Genomic DNA, 19,154 nt, shown 5'->3' with positions numbered 1-19,154 from the left:
GGGAGGAGACGGGCCCGACCTGCGGCGGTGGCGGCCTAGCAGGCGGTGTCGACGGTGTCCTGGATGGCGGACCTCTCCGCGGAGGTGACGGTGAGGTCGTAGCGGTGCTTCACGTTGATCCAGGCCTTGACGTAGTCGCAGTGGATCGCGGTGTTGTCCGGCATCCACTGGGAGGGGTCCTTGTCGCCCTTGGCGCTGTTGCTGCTGACGGTGACCGCCCAGAGCTGGGGGGAGTCGACGTCGTTGGCGAAGTCGCGGCGCCGCTCGGTGGTCCAGTCGGCCGCACCGGTCTTCCAGGCCTCGCTGAGCGGGACCATGTGGTCGACGCTGATCTGGGAGACGTCGCCGTCCCACCACACGTCGTCGAAGGTGCTGTACCAGCGGCCGGAGGTCGGCTGGCAGTCGGAGTCGGTCACCACGTCGTGGCCGTCGCGGACGAGCACGTACTGGCGGGCGGTGCAGGGGCTGTCGACGACGCTCCAGTGCGGGAAGAGGCCGCGGTCGTAGCCGGTCTGGGGGCCCTTGGCCCGGACGGTGAGGGAGTCGAGCTGGCTCTGGGCGGTGGAGGTGCCGGGGATGCCCGGGGGCAGGACGTGGTCGGCGGCGGCCGGGGCCGACCAGCCCAGGACGACGGCGAGTACGGCGGCGCTGAGTGCCGCGAGCGCACGGGGAAGCGCACGGGGGCGGGGGGAGGGCACGTTTTCTCCTCTGTGAGCGGGTGGGAGGAAAGCACGGACCCCACCACTGTGCGGCAACCGCTCCTCTCCCACCAGTACCCCTCGGGAAATTCCGCCGGAATCGGGGATGACGTCCCGGCCGTTCTCCCGGAGTTCTGCACCAGTCCCTGAACCTTATTCGTGTGATCTAGCACACAGCAAAAGTGTGTTCTTTCACAAGCGGTCCCGGGGGCGAAGGGTGCAGCCGGACGACCTGGGAAGACTCACTCTCAGTTCATGAATGTTCACTCTTTGCGACCCCGCGCAGGTGAACGACCGGACCCGTCCACGAGGCAAGGATAAGAGCGGAAAGGAAAACCGGCAGCCCTCACGGTTTCCCCCCATATAGTATAACTGTCATACCCGACAAAAAGGACACTAAACACCGCACATAAAGAAGCCGTAAGTAGGCTTGCCTGTCCTTTGTTAAGTTCGCATGTCGTAGGAGAAACCGTCGACATCGGAGAGGATGAGCCCCGTCAGGGGATCGACCATGACTCTGCAGATGGACCTTCCGACCAGCACCGCGGACGAATACCCCACACGCAAGAGCACCGAACCCGCCCTGCTGTACCGCAGGGACCCCGCCGTCTGGGGGACCGACGAGGGCCCCTTCTCCCACGACGAGCTGTGCGCCTACGGTGAGCGCGGCTACACCCAGATCGACGCCCTCATCACCCCGGACGAGGTCGGGGCCTACAGCGCCGAACTGGAGCGGCTGAGCTCCGACCCCGGACTGCGCGGCGACGAACGCGTGGTCGTCGAGCCCTCCTCCGACGAGGTGCGCTCGGTGTTCGAGGTGCACAAGGTCAGCAAGGTCTTCGACGACCTGGTGAACGACCCCCGCCTGGTCGACCGCGCCCGCCAGATCCTGGGCTCGGACGTGTACGTGCACCAGAGCCGCGTCAACTACAAACCGGGCTTCGGCGGCGGCTCGTTCTACTGGCACTCCGACTTCGAGACCTGGCACGCCGAGGACGGCATGCCGCGGATGCGGGCGGTCAGCTTCTCGGTCGCCCTGACCGACAACTACGCGCACAACGGCGCGCTGATGATCATGCCGGGATCGCACAGGACCTTCGTCTCCTGTGTGGGCGAGACCCCGGACGACCACTACCGCGACTCGCTCAAGAGCCAGCACGTGGGCACCCCGGACCAGAGCTCCCTGTCCTACCTCGCCGACCAGCACGGCATCGACGTGCTCACCGGCCCGGCCGGCGGGGTGACCGTGTTCGACTCCAACTGCATGCACGGCTCGGGCGGCAACATCACGCCCTACCCCCGGTCCAACGTCTTCATCGTCTTCAACAGCGTCGAGAACGCCTGCGACAGACCGTTCAGCGCCCCCGCCCCGCGCCCGGAGTTCCTCTCCGCGCGCGAGTTCGCCCCCGTGGGCCGCTGACGCGCCCGAGCGCGCCGCGCGGCCGCCGACCGCCGCGAGCGGAACGCGTGCCCGCCCGGAAGGCATGATGCAGCGCCCCCGTGCGGGGCGGGCCCCGAGCCCGCCCCGCACGGGGGTTTTCCCGTGCCGGGAAGCCCCGGAGCCGGAGCCGCCCGGGCCCGCGTCCGGGACCCGGGCGGCCCGCCTCCGGCGCTACTGCTGGGTGAGGGAGTTGACCAGGACCCCGCCCAGGGCGCCGTGGGCGCGCTTGGTTGCGGGGCGCAGGGCGCCCACGTCGATCCTGGTGTAGGACGAGCCGAGGTGGTCGTCCCAGGGGATGCGGACGATGGCGCGGCACCGGCCGCGGGCCACCCGCTCGGCGGCGTCCACGTCCTGGAGGCTGCGCTTGCTGACCCCGTTGACCACGAGCACGGACCTGGCGCGCAGGGCGCCGTAGCCGTTGCCGTCCAGCCAGTCGAAGGTCATGGAGACCGCGCGCTCGGCGTCGGCGTTGGCCGGGGCGACCAGCACCAGCCCGTCGGCGACCGGCAGGGCCCGCGCCACGCCCGTGGCCGCCGGGTCCAGCAGGGTGACGCCGTAGAACCCGCCGAGCAGCGAGGCCAGCTGGCCGTAGTCGCGGTCGTCCAGGGTCTGCACGTAGGGGTCGTCCAGCGTCTGCACGACCTCCAGGCCGGTCGCGGTCCGGCTGGTGTAGCCGCTCATCCGGGAGTAGTCCTGGATCGCCTCGGCGTTGGCCAGCAGCCCGGTGAGGGTCTCGGGCGTCTGGGCGCCGACGCGGCGGGAGAGGCCGTTGGGACCGGGGTTGACGTCGACGGCGACGACGAGGTCGTCGCGGTGCGCGGCCAGAGTGTGGCCGATCATCAGCGCGGTGACGGTCTGCCCGGCGCCGCCGGTGCAGCCCAGCACGACGAGACTGCGCGGGCCGTCCAGCGGGGTGCGCAGGCGCTCGATGTCGCTGGGCGGCAGGTCGGAGCGCACGGGGGCCGTCCCGCCGGTGACGACCTTGGCCAGGCGCCGCCAGCCCCGGGTGCCTCCGGAGTCGCTGGCGGCGGGCTCCTCGGACCGCCGCCGGGGCTCGGGCTCCTCGGCCCGGTGGGCGGGAACGCCGTTGGGGGTGTCGCCCAGGCGCTCCTGCTCGCCGGTGCCGTGGTCGAGTTCCAGGGCGGTCCTGGGCTCGTGCGCGGACGGTTCGGGCTCCTCGCCGGGCGCGGGCTGGCCGAAGAGCTGGCCGAGCCTGCGCGCGTTCTGCGCCACCCGGTGGAAGACGCCGTCGTGCGGGTCCTCCGACTCCCGCGGCTCCTCGGCGGGGTGCTCCTGGCCGGCGGTCGGGGCGGGACGGCCCGCGACGGCCTCGTCCTCGGTCCGCCCGGTGTCCTCGGCGCCCCGGCCGGTCGGCGGGGAGGTCCGCTCCTCCTCGGAGGAGGGCCGCTCCTGCGCGAGGGCGTCGGCCATGCTGGGGTTGGCCCTCGGGTCCCGGGCGGCGCCGGTGCGCTGCTCCCGCGTCCCGGAATCGGCGCGGGCGGTCCCGACGCTCCGGTGCTCGCTCCGGGGGTCGGCGGCCGAGTCGGGCTTCGCGGCGGTGTCCGCGTCCCCGGCGGCGGCGCCGGTGGCGCGCATGCTCCAGCGGGCGCGGAAGGACGCGTCGCCCCGGTCGGCTCCGGCGGAACCGGAGGCCGCACGGGTCGGTGCGCCGTCGGGCTCCCGGGCCTCGCCGGGACCGCGGGCCTCCCCGCGCACGTTCCGTCGGCGGCGGGCCAGGGCCTCGGCCTCGGCCCTCTCCAGGTCGGAGGCGGTGCGTCGGCGGACCTGGTCGGCGCCCGGGTCCACGCGGACGTTGCCGTCCCCGCGCCCGCGGTCGTCCCGGACCTCGACGAAGCTGACGAGTTCGCCGGTGCCGTGGTCGAGCTGGGTGGGCGGCTTGGGCTCGTCGGCGGGGGCCCGCCCGGCCGGTCCTGCGTCCCGTACCGCCTCGCCGGTGGCGGCCCCGGCGGCGTCCCCAGCGGCTTCCGGGTCGGTGTTCTCCTCGCGCAGCTCGTTGGCGGGGATGAGGGGGTTGCCCCGGTCGCCGACCTTGGGCTGGTCGGGGTGGCGCTTCCTGCCGTCCTCGAACCACCGCGAGGGGTCCTTGGCGTCGCGCTCCTGGGTGGGAACGGCGTCGGCGAACTTCGGGCGCGGCGGCGCCGGGGTGTCGGCGGTGATGAGGTGGTTGTCGAGCACGGACATGTGCTCGTTCCACTCGGGACCGCGGTCCTGGGACTCCTCGCGCGGCTTCCCGGGCATGGCGTCCTGCTCGCCGGTGCCGTGGTCGAGTTCCAGGGCGGGCTTGTGGGGGGAGCGCTCGGCCGCGGGGGCCACGGGCACACCGGTGTCCGGAGCGACCCGCGCGTCGGGAGCGCCCGGCGTGGTCGTGTCGTCCGGGGCGACCGCGCCCCGGGCCTCCGTGTCCGGGACCTCCGAGCTCCGGGAGACCGCGCCCCGGGCCTCCGTGTCCGGGGCTTCCGGGTCCACGGCGGGACGGGTGTCCGCGCCACCGGAAGCGGTCCGCGCGGCGGCTGTCTCGGTGCCGGTGGTGTCGCCGTCCTCGGTGGTGTCCTCGAAAGGAGTGGCGTCGCCGCGCCCTGTGGCGGGCCGGTGCCCGACGGTCTCCCCGGCCCCGGCGGGGCTTCCGACCCCGGTGGCGTCCCCGGGCCCGGCGGTGTTCGCACGCCCTGCCGTGCCCCCGAGCTCCGTGGTGCCCTCGGGCCCCGTGGTGGACCGGTGCTCGACGAGGTCCTCGGGCTCAGCGGTGTCCCCGCGTCCGGCGAGGCCGCGCAGCGCGACGGTCTCCTCGTCTCCCGTAACGGGCCGGCGCCCGGCATCCTCTGACGCGGTGGCGCCCCGGCGGGGGGCGACCGAGGGGCCTTCCGGTTCGGAGGCGGGCGCGCGCCCGGAGGCCTCGGCGTCCCGCGTACCCGTGCCGGGAGCGGCCTCCGCGGGTGCTCCGGGCCCGTCCTCCGCAGTGTCCCGTGCCGCACGCGTCACCGGAGGAGCGGTGTCCGCCGTCGCGTCCGTGTCCGTGGTCTCGGGCGCACCGGCCCCATTCGCGGCGTCCTCGGCGCCGACCGCGTCCTCCCGCCGGTCGGTGCGGGCGGGCGGGTCCACGTCCGCGGTCGCGTCGGCCTCCTCCCGCGGCGCCGCGGAGGAGGGCGGCAGCCAGGGCAGGGAACCGGCCTCGGCCGGGGGGCGGCCGGTGGCCGCCGCGTAACGGGCGGCGTAGTCCGACAGGTCGCCGTAGCCGGGTGCGGGCTCGGCCTTCTTCTCCAGTTCCCACGGGGCGGCGTGGGGGCGCCCCGTGCGCCGGGGCCGCTCCGTCTCCTCACCGGTGCCGGGAAGCCCCTGGCCCCGGGCTCGGGAGGACGGCAGCTCCCTCGGGCCGCGCTCGCGCACGCGCTCGGTGCGGCGCTGCTCCTCCAGGTCCTTGGCGACCCTGAGGCCCTGCGTACGGCCGCGCAGGCGCCGGGCGGCGGCGGTCTCCTCCTCGTCGGAGCCGGAGGCGCGCCGCTCCTCCACCGCGTCGGCCAGCTCTCCCCGGCTCATGGCAGCGGTGTCGCCGACGCTGTAGGCGCTCTTGGAGGTCAGGCCGACGGGGGTCTCGCCGGAGGAGGCGCGCAGGCGGGCGAACCACGCGTCGCTGTCGCGCTGCTCCTCGCCCTCGGTCTCGTAGATCCTCTCCCGCGCGAAGCCGTCGTCGGAATCCTCCCCGGCGTCCGCCTCGGGCCCGCGGGGCTCCTCCTCCCGGGGCTCACGCGGTCCGGACCCCAGGGCGAAGCCGAAGTAGTTGAGCACGCGGCGGCCGACTCCGCGCCGGGGCCCGTCGGACTCCGCGCCGCCGCCTCCGGAGGCGGCGGACGCGTCGGTCCGCTCCTCGCGCGGTAGCGACGGGGCGCGCCGGTCCTCGGGGTCGGGGCGCGCGGCGACGGCCACGGGGGCGCGTTCAGGGGCGGCCGGGGCCTTTTCCGCCGCGGCCTCCCGCTCCGGGGCAGCAGCGTTCTCGGTCCGGACGGCAGCGGCCTCTGATCGGACGGAAGCGACCCGCGAGCGGACGGGAACGGCCTTCGGCTCGGCCGGGGCGCTCTCGGCCCCGGCGGCCACGGTATCCGTGTGGGTGGGGGCGGCCTTCGCCCCGGCCGGAACCCGTCTCCCGGTCTCCTCGTCGTCTCGGGACCGGATGCGCGGAGCCTCGGCGGGGACCCTCTCCCGTCCCCGGTCCGGCCTCCCGGAGCCTGCCCGGGCGGGGGCCTGCTCCTCGGCCTCGGCGGCCGGAACACCGTCGGCGGGACCGCGCACGCCGAGCAGCGGCGGCGCATCGGAGCGGGAGGGGCGGACCGCGGTGTCAGCGGCCTCGGCGATCCCGTCCCCGGCCGTCTCCGGCTCGGGTTCGGGGCGGCGCCGCGACGCCGACGGGAGCGGACCGGCCGCGGGGTCGCGGTGCCACACCCGCACGGTCACGCGGGCCTCGGAGGGCTCGTACTCGGGGGCCAGGCGGTTGTACACCCGCGCTTCGGCCAGGAAGCGCGCCTGGGAGATGAGCAGCTCGGTGAGGCGCTTGCCCTCGATCACCGGCCGGGTGGCCAGCACGGTGATCACACCGGGCGGGACCACCCACAGCACCAGGTGCCAGCCGTTGCCGAACACGAAGGGCGCGTTGACGAGGCTGAGCAGGACCACCCAGAGCGCGAACACGCCCAGGGCGACCCCGAAGGTGCCCACCGGGAGCGGCATGGGCAGCCGGAAATCGTAGAGCTTGTAGAGCCGCTTCTCGATACGCCAGATGTTGGTGTACGTGGGCAGGTCCACGTTCCCGGCCTCCCTCGCCTATTCGGTCGATACGCCCATCGCTCGGGCGAGCGCCACGGCGATGACCTCGATGATGCCGGGGACGTAGAACACGATCCCGATGAAGATCGCCAGGATGATGAACTGCGCGAACCTCGTGATCTCCCTCGTGAACAGGAAGAACACCGCCACGATGGAGACGATCACGAGGAAGAGGGGCCCGAAGAAGCCCCTCAGGAAGTCGGCGAGGCCACCGGTGTCGGGGGCGTTCTCGGTGGTCTGCGCCGCGAGGAAGAGCAGGTCGGCACCTCCGGCGGCGTGGAACACGTCCGGTGTGGAGGACAGCAGGGGGAGCATGTCAGGCGCCGCCCCCCGGTGTCGTTTCTGGTGTGCGCATGGTCCTTCTCTTCTCCTTGCCTACAGGCCCCGTCATCCGCCGAACGAGCGCGGGGCGCCCTGGATGTCACGCACGTGCCACTCGCTGCCCGAGTCCACGACGGTGACCAGGTAGTTCTGCGTGATCTGCCCGGTGTCGGTCCCGTCGGAGGCCGGGACGTTCCACCGGACGGTGGCCGCTACCTGTCGTACGTCATCATTCCCGGTCGAGGCCTGCGTTGGCACCGTGATATCGGACAGTTCACCAAATTCCAGGCTGTTCTCCGGAAGCGGGGCGATGGTGACACCCGGTTCCACATAGCGCTCCAGGTGTGCCGGTTCCCCCGCGTAGGCCTCGAAGAAGCCGGACAGCACCTCCCCGAGCTGCTCCTCGGCCTCCGGGTCGGTCTCGAAGGCCGACCCCTCGGGCAGGCTGGCCTGGGTCGGCGCCGCCAGCAGCGCCGGGTTGCCCGAGACCACCAGGGCCTCCCCGTCGGCGTAGACCGGCACGTCCAGGCGCATGGGTTGGCCGTTGACGTCGGCCCGCACGACGACGATGCCGTTGTGGTCGTCCTCCACGTGCACGGCGACCACCGTGAGGTTGTCGCCGGTGAGGCTGTCGGCGGGGACGTCCAGGGCGGCGGCCTCCCCGTCGGGGACGAACGCCGCCAGGTCGGACAGGCGCGCCTCGGGGTCGGCGGTGTCGAGGTAGGCCTCGGCGAACCGCATGCCGAAGGCCGCGGCGGCGGTCTCCGGGTAGGTCACAGTGTCGCTCTGCCCGGGCTCCTCGGAGGTGTCGGGAAGGGCGAACCCGCCGCGCAGCGGGAACCAGATGCCGTTGAAGACGACGACGATGATGAAGGCCCACAGGACGGCGCGACCCACACCGACCCACCAGCGCCCTCCGGCTCCGGCCCGGGGCCGTCGGGCGCGGGGGGCGTCGAGCCCCACACCGCCGTCGTCCGGCTCACCCGCGGCGGCACCGCGCCGCGACGCCTTCGCCATCCCCGCCTCCTGCACACAGGTCCGTGCCGCCCGCTTCGGACGGCGTCTCCGCCATGCCCTTGTCTACCCCATCCCTATAGTGAGGCATTGTGCGGGTTGGGAGCGTCCTTGGTGACTCCGCGTTTCCCCGCCAACCGCACATTGCACACATGGGCTTAACTTCTCAAAAGGGGCGCAATACGGCAAGAGTTGCCCTAACTCCTGCTGCGGCCACACACTTCGCCGCAATTATGGTCGGACCGGAAAGGGATTAGTTCCCTCGAAGGCAGCAAGATGTGTCCCCGCGGACCAGGAAACCGTTGACGGGATGTAACCGGGATCTCCCCCCGCGCCCGGCGGGGCGACCGCCCCGTCGGCGGAGACCCCCGGCTCCGGGCCGATCCGGTCCCGAGCACGGACCCACCGTGTCCGCCCGGGTGCGTGCCTTAGATTGGCGGCATGCTCCGACAACTCGCGGCCCGGGGGTTCTGGGCCCTCAGCCGGTGGAAACTGGCCACCGAGCCCAAGCCCGACCGCCCCACCGTGCTGATCGGTGCCCCACACACCTCCAACTGGGATTTCGTGCTCATGCTCGCCATCTCCTGGCGCCTGGGCCTGGAGCTGCACTGGCTGGGGAAGCAGAGCCTGTTCACGGGCTGGCGCGGCCCGATCATGCGCGCGCTCGGCGGCATCCCCGTCGATCGCGCGAATCCCGGCCGGGTCGTCGACGACGCCGTCCGGCGCGTGCGGTCCGGCGAGACCTTCGGGCTGGTCATCACCCCCGACGGCACCCGCGGGGCGCACACGCACTGGAAGTCCGGCTTCTACCGCATCGCCCGCGAGACGGGGATGCCGGTGACTCTCGGTTTCGTCGACCGCACCACGAGGACCACCGGGCTCGGCCCGACCTTCGAGCTGACCGGCGACGTCGCGGAGGACATGGGCCGCATCCGCGCCTTCTACGCCGACAAGGCGGGGCACAGCCCGGAGCGGCGCGTCGAACCGCGCTTGCGCGAGGAGGGCGGCACCGGCTGACCCCCGTCCGGCCTCTCGCCACGAGACGGGAACCGTCGGCCCTCAGTAGTGGTAGCGAGCGGCGATGACGACGATCTCGTGCTCCGTGACGACGTGGACCGGGCGGTGCTCGTCGTCGATGCGCCGCGACCAGGCGCCGGGCAGGTGGTACTTCAGGGGCTCCGGTTCGCCTATGCCGGTGAAGGGATCCCGGCGGATTTCCCCGATCAGCTTGTTGATCCGGGCGAGCACCTTGCGGTCGGTCTTGAGCCAGGATGTGCAGTCCTCCCAGCCGTGGTCCTCGAAGACCAGTCGCCTCACTCCGCGTCCTCGACGTCGGGACCGATCAACCCGCGCTCGGAGACACCGGTGCCGTCCAGAGCGTTCTCGTAGGCCTTGAGCAGGCGCCGGGCGTTCGCGGGCGAACGCAGGAGGTAGGCGCCCTCACGCAGCGCGGCGTAGTCCTCGGCGGAGACGAGCACCGCGTTGCCGTGCCTGGACACGATCTCGATGGCGCCGTGGTCGTCGTTGACCTTCTTGATCAACGGGAAGAGGGACCTGCGCGCTTCGCTGGCGGTGATGGACATGATCGGCCCTCCCGATTTCCGGTACCGGATATAGACCACTCTGCCGTGTTCGAGCCGGACGAGCGCCCCCTGCACACGACAGGGGCCGCGGACCCGGGCGCCGGGGGTTCGGCGCGGGTCCGCGGCCCCTGTTCACGGGCGCGCGGCTCGGTCAGACGTTGAAGCGGAACTCGACCACGTCGCCGTCGGCCATCACGTACTCCTTGCCCTCCATGCGGACCTTGCCCGCCGCGCGGGCGGTCTGCATGTCGCCCGCGGCGACCAGGTCGTCGAAGGAGACCACCTCGGCCTTGATGAAGCCGCGCTGGAAGTCGGTGTGGATGACCCCGGCGGCCTCGGGGGCGGTGGCGCCCTTGCGGATCGTCCAGGCGCGGGCCTCCTTGGGCCCGGCGGTCAGGTAGGTCTGCAGACCCAGGGTGGCGAAGCCGACCCGGGCGAGCTGGGCCAGGCCCGACTCGGTCTGGCCCATGGACTCCAGCAGCTCCTGCGCCTCGTCCTCCTCCAGCTCGGCCAGCTCCGCCTCGATCTTGGCGTCCAGGAAGATCGCCTCGGCCGGGGCGACGAGCTCCTGGAGCTTGGTGCGCAGGGCCCCGTCGGCCAGTTCGTCGGTGTCGAGGTTGAACACGTAGATGAACGGCTTGACCGTGAGCAGGCTCAGCTCGCGCAGCCGGTCCAGGTCCACGCCCCGGGCCGCGGACAGCGAGGTGCCGCCGTCGAGGACCTCCTGCGCGTCGCGGGCGGCCTGGAGCAGCTCCTGGGCGTCCTTGTCCTTGGCGTTGCGCTTGGCGTCCTTCTCCAGGCGGGGAAGCGCCTTCTCCAGGGTCTGGAGGTCGGCCAGGATCAGCTCGGTGTTGATGGTCTCGATGTCGCGGGAGGGTTCGACGTCGCCGTCGACGTGCGTGACGTCGGGGTCGTCGAAGGCCCGGATCACCTGGCAGATGGCGTCGCTCTCGCGGATGTTGGCCAGGAACTTGTTGCCCAGGCCCTCACCGGTGGAGGCGCCGCGCACGATGCCCGCGATGTCGACGAAGTCCACCGTCGCCGGGATGACCTTCGCCGAGTCGAAGATCCCGGCCAGCTTGCCGAGCCGGGCGTCGGGAACGCCCACGACCCCGACGTTGGGCTCGATGGTCGCGAACGGGTAGTTCGCGGCCAGGGCGTCGTTCTTGGTCAGCGCGTTGAAGAGGGTGGACTTGCCGACGTTGGGCAGGCCGACGATCCCGATAGACAGACTCACAAGGTCAGAGTCTATGCGGACCCGCGGGTGGGCGGTCCCGCCGCGTCCGGGCTCCGGCTCCCCCGCCCGCGGCCCCGGACCTCCCCGCCGCCGGACCGCGCAGGTCGACGGGGCGGGCCCCCGTTCCGGACGGCGGGGCGGAAGGCGGGACGCGGGGCCGCGCGCGGTACCGGACCGGGAAAACAGGGCCAATCACCGAAACGCAGTGCACGGGAGACGCTACTCACAGTAGGTTCGACGGACGCTGCCGGGAACCGGGGCGGCGGCCGTCCGGTGCGCGGGCCATCCGTCGCACGCACGGCCCAGTCCCCCGGACCTGGACCGACACACCGCCGCTCACGCGGCAGGCTCGCGGTGCGGCGGCCGGTGGGAGGGACCGGCCCCGGACCGCGTCGGACGAAGGCGCCCGGGCACACGGCCGACGCCGTGCACCGGCGCCCCCGTCGCAGCACCTTTCCTGGGGGGAGACAACCGTGGTCACCGACCAACTGAGGGCGCTCGTGCGCCGCTACCCGCTCGTGCGCTTCGCGACCCGCAAGATCCGTGTCCGGCTGCCCAGACGGCTGGGCGGACTGGACCCGGACCGGGTGCCGCCGTGGATCCGCGAGGTGGCCTTCTCCCTGCCCCGCCTGGACTCGGACACGCGCCGCATCGGCCCGGACGGCCTCACCCTGCGACTGCCCGGCGACCTCACCGTTCCGCGGCGGCTGGCCGCCTTCGGGCTGGCCCGGCACGAGCCCGACAGCCTGGCCTGCTTCATGGCGATGCTCGACCACACCCGCCCCGGCGCGGTGGTCGACGTGGGCTCCGGGGTGGGGGTGTACTCGCTGCTGGCCGCCGCGCGCACGCGCCGCCCGGTGTTCGCGTTCGAGCCCACCCCGGAGATCGCCGCGGCGGCCCGGGTGGTGTCCTCGTCGGCGGACCTGGGCTTCACCGTGGTGGAACTGGCGCTGAGCAACCACACCGGCACCGCACACCTGCGGCGGGCCCGGCACAACGACATGTGCAACACGCTCGTGCACTCGGCGCGCGCCGACCTGTCGCACATCACCGTGGAGGTGACCACCCTGGCCCGGTGGAACGAGGACGCGTCGGCCTTCCCGACCGTGATCAAGATCGACACGGTCGGCACGGAGCCGGACGTGGTCGCCGGAGGGCTGGAGGTGCTGCGCCGGTACCGGCCGTGGATGCTGGTGAAGGTACGGCCCGACCGGGGCGTGGAGGAGCGGCTCATGGCGCTGCTCGACCCGCTGGAGTACACCTGGTACCCGGTGAGCGGGCCGCCGCCCTACGAGCCGCGCCCGGAGATCTCGGGCCGGGCCTCCCCCGCGTGGGAGCGGATGTGGCTGTTCACGCCGGAGCCGGTGCCGGACGAGTTCTGGCCCTCGGTGCGCGGCTGGCGCAGGGCGCTGGAGTCCTGCCGTCCCGGCTCCCGCGGGAACCCGGCACCCTAGGTCGTGTTCCTCGGATCATTTCGGTCCCGCCCGTCGCCCTCCGCCACCCTCAACGGAGAGCCTTCGGCTCCGGTACTTCCGCGAGCACCGGGCCGCCTCTCGCCGCGCCGGTTCCGCTTGGAAAGCGAACCAGACCGACCTGCGCGAACCGTCTTGCGAGAGATTGCCCGGACGGCCGCTCGCCGATCCGAAAGCCTCCGCGGAACACTCCCTAGAGCCAGTCCTCCAGCGCGGCGAGGAACCCGGGCAGGTCGTCGCGGTGGACGCAGTGCCCGGCGCCCTCCACGACCCGGACGGTGAAGCCGCGCCCGGTCAGCTCCTCCGCGGTCTGGGGCGTGACGGTGACGCTGTCGCCCGCGCGCAGGACGAGGGAGGGCACGACCGGTTCGCCGGGGAGGAAGTCGCGCCCGGCGATCTCCTCCGCCACGAAGTCGAAGAACTCCGGGTCGAGCGGCGAAGCCCCTGACCTCCCTCTCGACGTCGTCGTCGGTCCACCTGGGGTTGCTCTGGCGCACGCGTGTGGCGTCGGCGGTGACGAAGACGCGGCGCACGCGCTCGCACGCGTCGGCGTGCATGGGGGGGCAGGCGAAAGGCCGGGTCCACGTACACCGCGCGGGCCGGGCGCAGCCTCTCCACCGCCAGGGAGAGCGCCACCGCGCCCATGGAGTGGCCGACGGCCAGGTCCGCTCCGGCGGGCAGGGAGTCCGCGAGGTCGTCGCCGAGCGCCGCCACGGAGTAGGAGCCGCGCGGGCTGTCGCCGTGGCCGCGCATGTCGACGCTGACCACGCGGCGGCCCCGCTCGACCAGCGCGTCCTCGACGGCGTGCCAGGTCTCGTGGGTGGCCATGGATCCGTGGACGAGGAGCACGGTGAGGTCTCCGGTGCCGCGGGTGTAGGTCTCCAGTCTCATGGGAGCGGGCCTCCTGGGGAAGTGAGGGACTGCCAGGTACGGGGACCGGTGAGAGGTGGTCCGGCCCCGGACGGAGACCTCAGGTTCTCGAAAACTTTTGCGCAAGGGAAGTGGATGTCCGGAAGCGGCCTCGCGTGCGACCCCGCTCCCCCGTGGAATAGCGCACCGATCGGGTCCGCGTTCCGGCGCCGGGCCCCGACGGGCTCCAGGGCCGGCGGACATGCCGGACTTGGCGGTTCTGCTCACCGATGTCCTGCGTGGCGGGGAGCCGCGCGACGGCGCGGCCTGACACCATAGACGGCCATGAACGGCCTCGCACTCGTACTCATGCTCCTGATCGGTCTGGCGGTCGGCACCGCCGTGGGCTGGATCCTGGCCCGCGGCCGGGAGGCCGAGACGCGGGCCGACGCCCGCGCGGCCCAGGAGCGGGCGGCCTACGTGGAGGAACAGCTGGCCGACCGGTTCCGCGCCCTGTCCGCGCAGGCCCTGGACCAGACCAACCAGCGCTTCATGGAACTGGCGGAGGGGCGGCTGCGCGCGGTCAGCGCCGAGGCCGGGGGCGACCTGGACGAGCGGCGCCGCGCGGTGGAGCGCATGGTCGAGCCGCTCACGCGGACCCTGGACCGGGTGGAGCGCCAGCTCAGGGAGGCCGACGCGGGGCGCGCCGCGGCCCACGCGGAGCTGGCCAAGCAGGTCGAGTACGTGCGCGAGGGCTCGGAGCGGCTGCGCGACCAGACGCAGTCGCTGGTGACGGCGCTGCGACGGCCCGAGGCACGCGGCCGGTGGGGCGAGCTCCAGCTGCGCAGGGTGGCGGAACTGGCCGGGATGGGCTCGCACTGCGACTTCGAGGAGCAGGCCGCCACGCGCGACGGGTCGCGGCGCCCGGACATGGTGGTGCGCCTGGCGGGCGGCAAGAACATCGTGGTGGACTCCAAGGTCCCGCTGGCGGCCTATCTGGATGCCGTGGAGGCGGGTGCGGAGGAGGCCGCGCGGCACCTGCGCGTGCACGCCAGGCACCTGCGCACGCACGTGGACCAGCTGGCGGCCAAGGCGTACTGGTCGGCGTTCACCCCGGCGCCGGAGTTCGTGGTGCTGTTCATCCCCGGGGAGGCGTTCCTGGCCCCGGCCCTGGAGTACGACCCTGAGCTGCTGGAGTACGCGATGGGGCGGCGGGTGCACATCGCGACGCCGACGACGCTGATCTCGCTGCTGCGGACGGCGCAGTACGCCTGGCAGCAGGAGGCGCTGAGCGAGAACGCGCGGGCGGTGTTCGACCTGGGCAAGCAGCTGCACGAGCGGCTGGGTACGCTCGGCGGGCACGTGGAGGGGCTGGGCCGGGCCCTGACCCGGACGGTGAGCGCCTACAACCAGACCGTGGGGTCCCTGGAGAGCCGGGTGCTGGTGACGGCCCGCCGGTTCGGCGAGCTGGGGCTGGTGGACGGTGAGCTGGACCGTCCCGTGGGCGTGGAGGAGCGTCCGCGCGCGGTGGTGGCGCCCGAGCTGTCGGACCCGGGCGGCGCCGGACCGGCCCCGGCGGAGCGGAGTGGTCCGGGACCGGACGGGCAGGGGAACGGAACGGACACCGGTCGCCGGACTCCGGAACCGCAGTGGGCCGAGTCGGTGTCCAATGGGGAGGAAGGCGTGTTCGTCGCGGATGGGACAAGTAGCCGGAAGGACGACACGATCCGTGGAAAAGACACCGAACATTCACGAGAAGTGACACACTGAACACCGTGAGCAACACACTGGGGAGGCGGACGGCTATGCCCCCGCGGAAGGCGGACGGCCCCGAACGCGGGCGCGCGCCGTACTTCGTGCGGCCCGACGGCCGCGTCAGGGACGTGCCGCGTGCCAGGAAGAGGGAGCGTCCGGTGCCGAGGCCGAAGGAGAACTCCCCCGGAACCCCGCCCCGCCTGACCGGACGCGGCGGCGTGCTGGCCATCGTCGCGTTCAGCTTCGCCGGGGCCATGATCGCGCACTGGGCGGGCACCCCCGCGGCCCCGGGCGTGGCCTTCACCCTCGCCTGCGTGCTCGGCGCCCTCCTGGTCCGGCCCAGCGACCTGCTGTCGCTGTCGGTCAGCCCGCCCATCGCGTTCTTCGTCGCCGTGGTCGCCGCGGAGAGCGTGCTGGCCCTGGGCAGCGAGGGGTTCGCCCGGGTGCTGCTCCTGGGGCTGGCGTCACGGCTGGCCGAGGTCGCCCCCTGGCTGTTCCTGGGCACGGCGCTGGTCCTGGTGATCGGGGTGTTCCGGGGCCTGCCCGGCAACATCCGCGATCTGGGCGACCAGCTCAACGGCCGCAGGTAGCCGCGGGACGCGGGCCGACGGGCGCGGCCCCGGGCCTCAGAAGGGCGTGTCGCCGTCCCCCGGCTCATCCCCCCGGCGCTCGTCCATGGCGGCGGCCAGCTTGGCGCGGGCCCCCTCCAGCCACTGCTCGCACACCCGGGCCAGTTCCTCGCCGCGCTCCCACAGCGCCAGCGAGTCCTTCAGGCTGAGTCCGCCCGACTCCAGCTGCCGGACGACGTTGTTGAGCTCCTCCCGGCTCTCCTCGTAGCTGAGCTCGGGCTCGGCGGTGCCCTCTTCACGGGTCTTGGCGCCCTTGGCTGCCATCTCCTACCCCTCCTCGGAGGTGTCTTCGGTGTGGACTGACTCCACGGTCGCGGTCAGGCTGTCCTCGGCGAACCGTACGCGCAGGGCCTCCCCCGCGTCCGGTTCCCGGGCCGAGCGCACCACCGACCCGTCCTCGCGCTGCACGATCGCGTAACCACGCGCGAGCGTGGTCGCCGGGGACAGGGCGTGCAGGCGCGCACGGGTGTGGCCGAGGCCGTCGGCGGACCGGTCCAGCGACACGGTCAGGCTCCGGCGGGCCCGGTCGCGCAGGTCCGCGACCTGCTCGGCGAGCCGGTCGACCTCGCGCACCGGGCTGGCGAGCACCGGACGCGAGCGCATGCCCTCCAGCCAGGCGAGTTCGCGCTCCACGCCGCCCCGGAGCACCCGGCGGCCCCGGTCGCGGAGCTGGCGGATGATCTCCAACTGCTCACTGACGTCGGGCACCGTCCTCTTGGCCGCGTCGGTGGGGGTGGAGGCGCGCGCGTCGGCGACGTGGTCGAGCAGCGGGGCGTCCTGTTCGTGGCCGATCGCGCTCACCACGGGGGTGCCCGCGGAGGCGACGGCGCGCACGAGGGCCTCGTCGGAGAAGGGCAGCAGGTCCTCCAGGGAACCGCCGCCCCGGGCGATGACGATGACGTCGACGTCGGGGTGCGAGTCCAGGTCCTTCAGCGCCTCCATCACCTCGCGCACGGCCCGGTCCCCCTGGACGGCGACCGGGCGCACCTCGAAGCGCACGGCGGGCCAGCGGCGGCGCCCGTTCTCCAGCACGTCGCGCTCGGCGGCGGAGTCGCGTCCGCAGATGAGCCCGACCGTGTTGGGCAGGAAGGGCAGGGGGCGCTTGCGCGCGGCGTCGAAGAGCCCCTCGGCGGTCAGGGTGCGGCGCAGCTGTTCGAGCCGGGCCAGCAGCTCGCCCAGGCCGACGTGGCGGATCTCCAGGGCGCGCAGTGAGAAGGTGCCGCGGACCTCGTAGAAGTCGGGCTTGGCGTGCACGACCACGCGCGCACCGGGTTCGGGGGGCGGGCTCTGCGCGTCCAGGACCGAGGTCTGGCAGACCACGCGCACCGACACGTTGGCGACGGGGTCGCGCAGCGTGATGTAGGCCATGCGGCCGCGCCGGTTCAGCTCGGCGATCTGGCCCTCGACCCAGATGCGGCCCAGGCGGCCGATCCACTGGCCGACGGCGTTGAGGACGACGCGTACCGGTTGCGGCGCCTCGGCGGAACTGTCCATGCCCATGCCAACCGAGCCTAGGCCAGGGCGCGGACAGTTCGGGGCAGGCCCGCCAGGCGCGGGGGCCGGGCGGCCGGGCGACCGGGCCCGGCACGGCGGGACCGGCACGGCGGGACCGGGTGGGCGCCGGCTGCGCGGGGAGGCGGTCAGGCGGTCGCGTCTCCGCCGGCGGAGACGGTGTTGTTGAGGCCGATGTCGGTGACGGAGGGCTCGCCCTCGGCGTGGTGGACGGTGTTGTCGGCGCCGGTCACGCGGATGGAGTCGGCGCTGCCGATGTGCACCGTCAGCTCGTTGCCCAGGATGGAGACCTCGCCGCACTGGCCGTTGAGGACGACCTCGGCCCCGCTGGCGTTCACGTTGACGTTCTGGCCGTCGCACTCCTCGGTGACGCTGCCCTCGACCGTGGCGATGGTGAGGTCGCCGGTCTCGCTGTCCACGGAGATACCGCCGCCCTCGTCGAGGGTGACGTCGCCGTCCCGGTTGCCGACCGAGACGTCGCCGTTGGAGTCCACGGAGACCTCTCCGTCCTCACTGCCGACGGACACGCCGTCGGGGTCCACGGAGACCTCCTGGTCGGTCCCGGGGATGCCGACCGAACATCCGGTCAGCCAGAACGCGGTGGCCGCGAGGAGCGCGGCGGCGGGGGCAGCGGAACGCATGTTGGTGTCCCTTCGGACGGGAGGCGCCGGTGTGGTCACTCCCTATGACGTCCCGTACCGCCCCGCGGTTCCCGTGCCCCGCGGACGCGGCCGTCGGCGGAGCAGCCGGCGCTCCCGCCCCGGCGGTCCGCGCGCGTCAGGCCTCGGCCTCCAGCTTGGCGATGCGGTTGTCGTACATCTTGATGAACTCGGGGCGGCTCTGGTGGGCGACCTCGTAGGCGCGCAGGTCGCGGACCTGCTCGATGGTGAGCTTGCGCAGGCGGGCACGGACCGAGGGCAGGGTGAGTTCGTCGTAGGTGGGCACGGCGAGGTCCTCCAGGGAGGGGGCGGCCCCCTTGCGCACCCGTTCGAGGATCTCGTCGCTGCTGACCTTGGTGTGCGCCTCGGCTGCGGCGATCTCCTCCGCGATGGCGGCGCCCTGCTCGGGGACGTCCGCGGTGGCGGGGGTGACGGACCCGGTCCGCTCCTCCCGGCCGCTTCCGGCCTCCTCGGCCACGACCGGCTCGGCGGGCTCAGCGGTCGCCGGGGCCTCGGGGGCGGCCGAGTCCTTCGCGGGCCTCTTCTCGGCGGCGGGCTTCTTCTTCGCCGCGGACTTCTTCTTCGCCGCGGGCTGCTCCGGGGCGGCGGGCTCAGCGGGCCCGTCCTGGGCGGCGGCCTTCTCCGGGGCGGCGGTCGCGGGCTCCCCGGCCTCCGCCTTCGCGGGCTCCCGCTCCGCGGCGGGCTCGGCGGCCTCGGCCTTCTTCTCCTCGACGGCCTCGGCGGGCTCCTCGGTCTTCGGCGCGGCCTGCGGCTCGTCGGCGCTCTCCGCCTCGGGCGCCCCGGCCTCGGTGCTCTTCTCCGCGGACGGCTCGGCCTGGTCCGTACCGCGCGCGGTCACGTCCTCGGACTCCGCGGCCGCGGGGGCGGGGGACTGGGGGGTCCCGGTCGACTCCTGGGCCGCGGGCTCGGGCGCGGCCGCCGTTTCCTTGCGCCCGAAGATGCCCTTGACCAGGGCGACCAGCTTCGTGGCGAGCGTCGGGTTCGACATAGGACGGGGGCTCCTGGTGGTCTCGGCGAGTGGGGTGAGCGGCGCGCGAACAGCCGACCGGCAGGGCCGAGGTGAGGGCGAACCGCCTGTAATGCGTGTGATGGTGAACCAGGATAGAGGAGGGATGAACACCATGAGC

Annotated in this window: 17 protein-coding genes and 1 pseudogene; 5 read left to right on the top strand and 13 right to left on the bottom strand. The window is 73.3% G+C overall.

The genetic code is table 11. The annotated features are described in order from the left end of the window. Positions 1-35 precede the first annotated feature (35 nt). Positions 36-698, bottom strand: coding sequence for an HNH endonuclease family protein (locus AC0VX6_RS04225; protein ID WP_274976278.1), 663 nt, complete (start codon positions 696-698; stop codon positions 36-38). Positions 699-1,209: 511 nt separating this feature from the next. Here AC0VX6_RS04225 and thpD point away from each other — a divergent pair. Further along, complete coding sequence (gene thpD / locus AC0VX6_RS04220) at positions 1,210-2,118, top strand: ectoine hydroxylase (RefSeq protein WP_274976277.1); 909 nt, start codon at positions 1,210-1,212, stop codon at positions 2,116-2,118. 192 nt (positions 2,119-2,310) lie between these two features. On the opposite strand, the gene AC0VX6_RS04215 is transcribed toward thpD, so the two are convergent. The 3 genes from AC0VX6_RS04215 to AC0VX6_RS04205 form a co-directional block, all read right to left on the bottom strand. After that, positions 2,311-6,954 carry a TcpE family conjugal transfer membrane protein gene (locus AC0VX6_RS04215; protein WP_475467412.1) on the bottom strand — a complete coding sequence of 1,548 codons (4,644 nt, stop codon included), beginning with the start codon at positions 6,952-6,954 and terminating at the stop codon, positions 2,311-2,313. Between the two features lie 18 nt (positions 6,955-6,972). Beyond that, a complete protein-coding gene (locus AC0VX6_RS04210) occupies positions 6,973-7,290 on the bottom strand; it encodes a hypothetical protein (protein ID WP_013151193.1) in 318 nt (105 codons plus the stop codon). 72 nt (positions 7,291-7,362) lie between these two features. Then, complete coding sequence (locus AC0VX6_RS04205) at positions 7,363-8,313, bottom strand: conjugal transfer protein (RefSeq protein ID WP_274976274.1); 951 nt, start codon at positions 8,311-8,313, stop codon at positions 7,363-7,365. Between the two features lie 438 nt (positions 8,314-8,751). On the opposite strand from AC0VX6_RS04205, the gene AC0VX6_RS04200 reads away from it, so the two are divergent. Continuing rightward, the gene (locus tag AC0VX6_RS04200; protein WP_475467411.1) at positions 8,752-9,327 is read left to right on the top strand and encodes a 1-acyl-sn-glycerol-3-phosphate acyltransferase; all 576 of its coding nucleotides are present in this window, start codon (positions 8,752-8,754) and stop codon (positions 9,325-9,327) included. A gap of 42 nt (positions 9,328-9,369) precedes the next feature. Here the strand turns inward: AC0VX6_RS04200 and AC0VX6_RS04195 are convergent, their stop codons facing one another. From AC0VX6_RS04195 to ychF, 3 genes are all read right to left on the bottom strand, one after another. Beyond that, a complete protein-coding gene (locus AC0VX6_RS04195; RefSeq protein WP_475467410.1) occupies positions 9,370-9,627 on the bottom strand; it encodes a Txe/YoeB family addiction module toxin in 258 nt (85 codons plus the stop codon). After that, positions 9,624-9,893, bottom strand: a complete 270-nt coding sequence (locus AC0VX6_RS04190) for a type II toxin-antitoxin system Phd/YefM family antitoxin (protein ID WP_475467409.1) — start codon at positions 9,891-9,893, stop codon at positions 9,624-9,626. The genes AC0VX6_RS04195 and AC0VX6_RS04190 overlap by 4 nt, the downstream gene beginning before the upstream one ends. A gap of 151 nt (positions 9,894-10,044) precedes the next feature. Further along, positions 10,045-11,130, bottom strand: coding sequence for a redox-regulated ATPase YchF (ychF, locus tag AC0VX6_RS04185; RefSeq protein WP_274976270.1), 1,086 nt, complete (start codon positions 11,128-11,130; stop codon positions 10,045-10,047). A 473-nt stretch (positions 11,131-11,603) separates the two neighbouring features. On the opposite strand from ychF, the gene AC0VX6_RS04180 reads away from it, so the two are divergent. Next, positions 11,604-12,584, top strand: coding sequence for an FkbM family methyltransferase (locus AC0VX6_RS04180; RefSeq protein WP_274976269.1), 981 nt, complete (start codon positions 11,604-11,606; stop codon positions 12,582-12,584). A 211-nt stretch (positions 12,585-12,795) separates the two neighbouring features. Here the strand turns inward: AC0VX6_RS04180 and AC0VX6_RS04175 are convergent, their stop codons facing one another. Together AC0VX6_RS04175 and AC0VX6_RS04170 are read right to left on the bottom strand one after the other, a co-directional pair. Further along, positions 12,796-13,011 carry an alpha/beta fold hydrolase gene (locus AC0VX6_RS04175; RefSeq protein WP_475469477.1) on the bottom strand — a complete coding sequence of 72 codons (216 nt, stop codon included), beginning with the start codon at positions 13,009-13,011 and terminating at the stop codon, positions 12,796-12,798. Between the two features lie 122 nt (positions 13,012-13,133). Then, positions 13,134-13,430: pseudogene (locus tag AC0VX6_RS04170) on the bottom strand (alpha/beta fold hydrolase); the annotation flags it as partial. A gap of 366 nt (positions 13,431-13,796) precedes the next feature. On the opposite strand from AC0VX6_RS04170, the gene rmuC reads away from it, so the two are divergent. Next, positions 13,797-15,221, top strand: coding sequence for a DNA recombination protein RmuC (gene rmuC / locus AC0VX6_RS04165; protein WP_274976267.1), 1,425 nt, complete (start codon positions 13,797-13,799; stop codon positions 15,219-15,221). Positions 15,222-15,256: 35 nt separating this feature from the next. Next, the gene (locus AC0VX6_RS04160; protein WP_274976266.1) at positions 15,257-15,796 is read left to right on the top strand and encodes a DUF6542 domain-containing protein; all 540 of its coding nucleotides are present in this window, start codon (positions 15,257-15,259) and stop codon (positions 15,794-15,796) included. Positions 15,797-15,832: 36 nt separating this feature from the next. Here the strand turns inward: AC0VX6_RS04160 and AC0VX6_RS04155 are convergent, their stop codons facing one another. From AC0VX6_RS04155 to AC0VX6_RS04140, 4 genes are all read right to left on the bottom strand, one after another. Further along, positions 15,833-16,099 carry an exodeoxyribonuclease VII small subunit gene (locus AC0VX6_RS04155; RefSeq protein ID WP_013151185.1) on the bottom strand — a complete coding sequence of 89 codons (267 nt, stop codon included), beginning with the start codon at positions 16,097-16,099 and terminating at the stop codon, positions 15,833-15,835. A 3-nt stretch (positions 16,100-16,102) separates the two neighbouring features. Beyond that, positions 16,103-17,335 carry an exodeoxyribonuclease VII large subunit gene (gene xseA, locus AC0VX6_RS04150; protein ID WP_475467408.1) on the bottom strand — a complete coding sequence of 411 codons (1,233 nt, stop codon included), beginning with the start codon at positions 17,333-17,335 and terminating at the stop codon, positions 16,103-16,105. Positions 17,336-17,475: 140 nt separating this feature from the next. Beyond that, entirely contained in the window at positions 17,476-17,988 is a 513-nt protein-coding gene (locus AC0VX6_RS04145) for a DUF3060 domain-containing protein (RefSeq protein WP_274976264.1), read from the bottom strand. 136 nt (positions 17,989-18,124) lie between these two features. Then, complete coding sequence (locus AC0VX6_RS04140; protein WP_274976263.1) at positions 18,125-19,015, bottom strand: DUF8129 domain-containing protein; 891 nt, start codon at positions 19,013-19,015, stop codon at positions 18,125-18,127. Positions 19,016-19,154: the final 139 nt, after the last annotated feature.

The organism is Nocardiopsis sp. iso_25 (assembly GCF_056173305.1).
The sequence above is the reverse complement of the archived record's forward strand: the minus strand, read 5'-3'. Positions and strand labels throughout refer to the sequence as shown.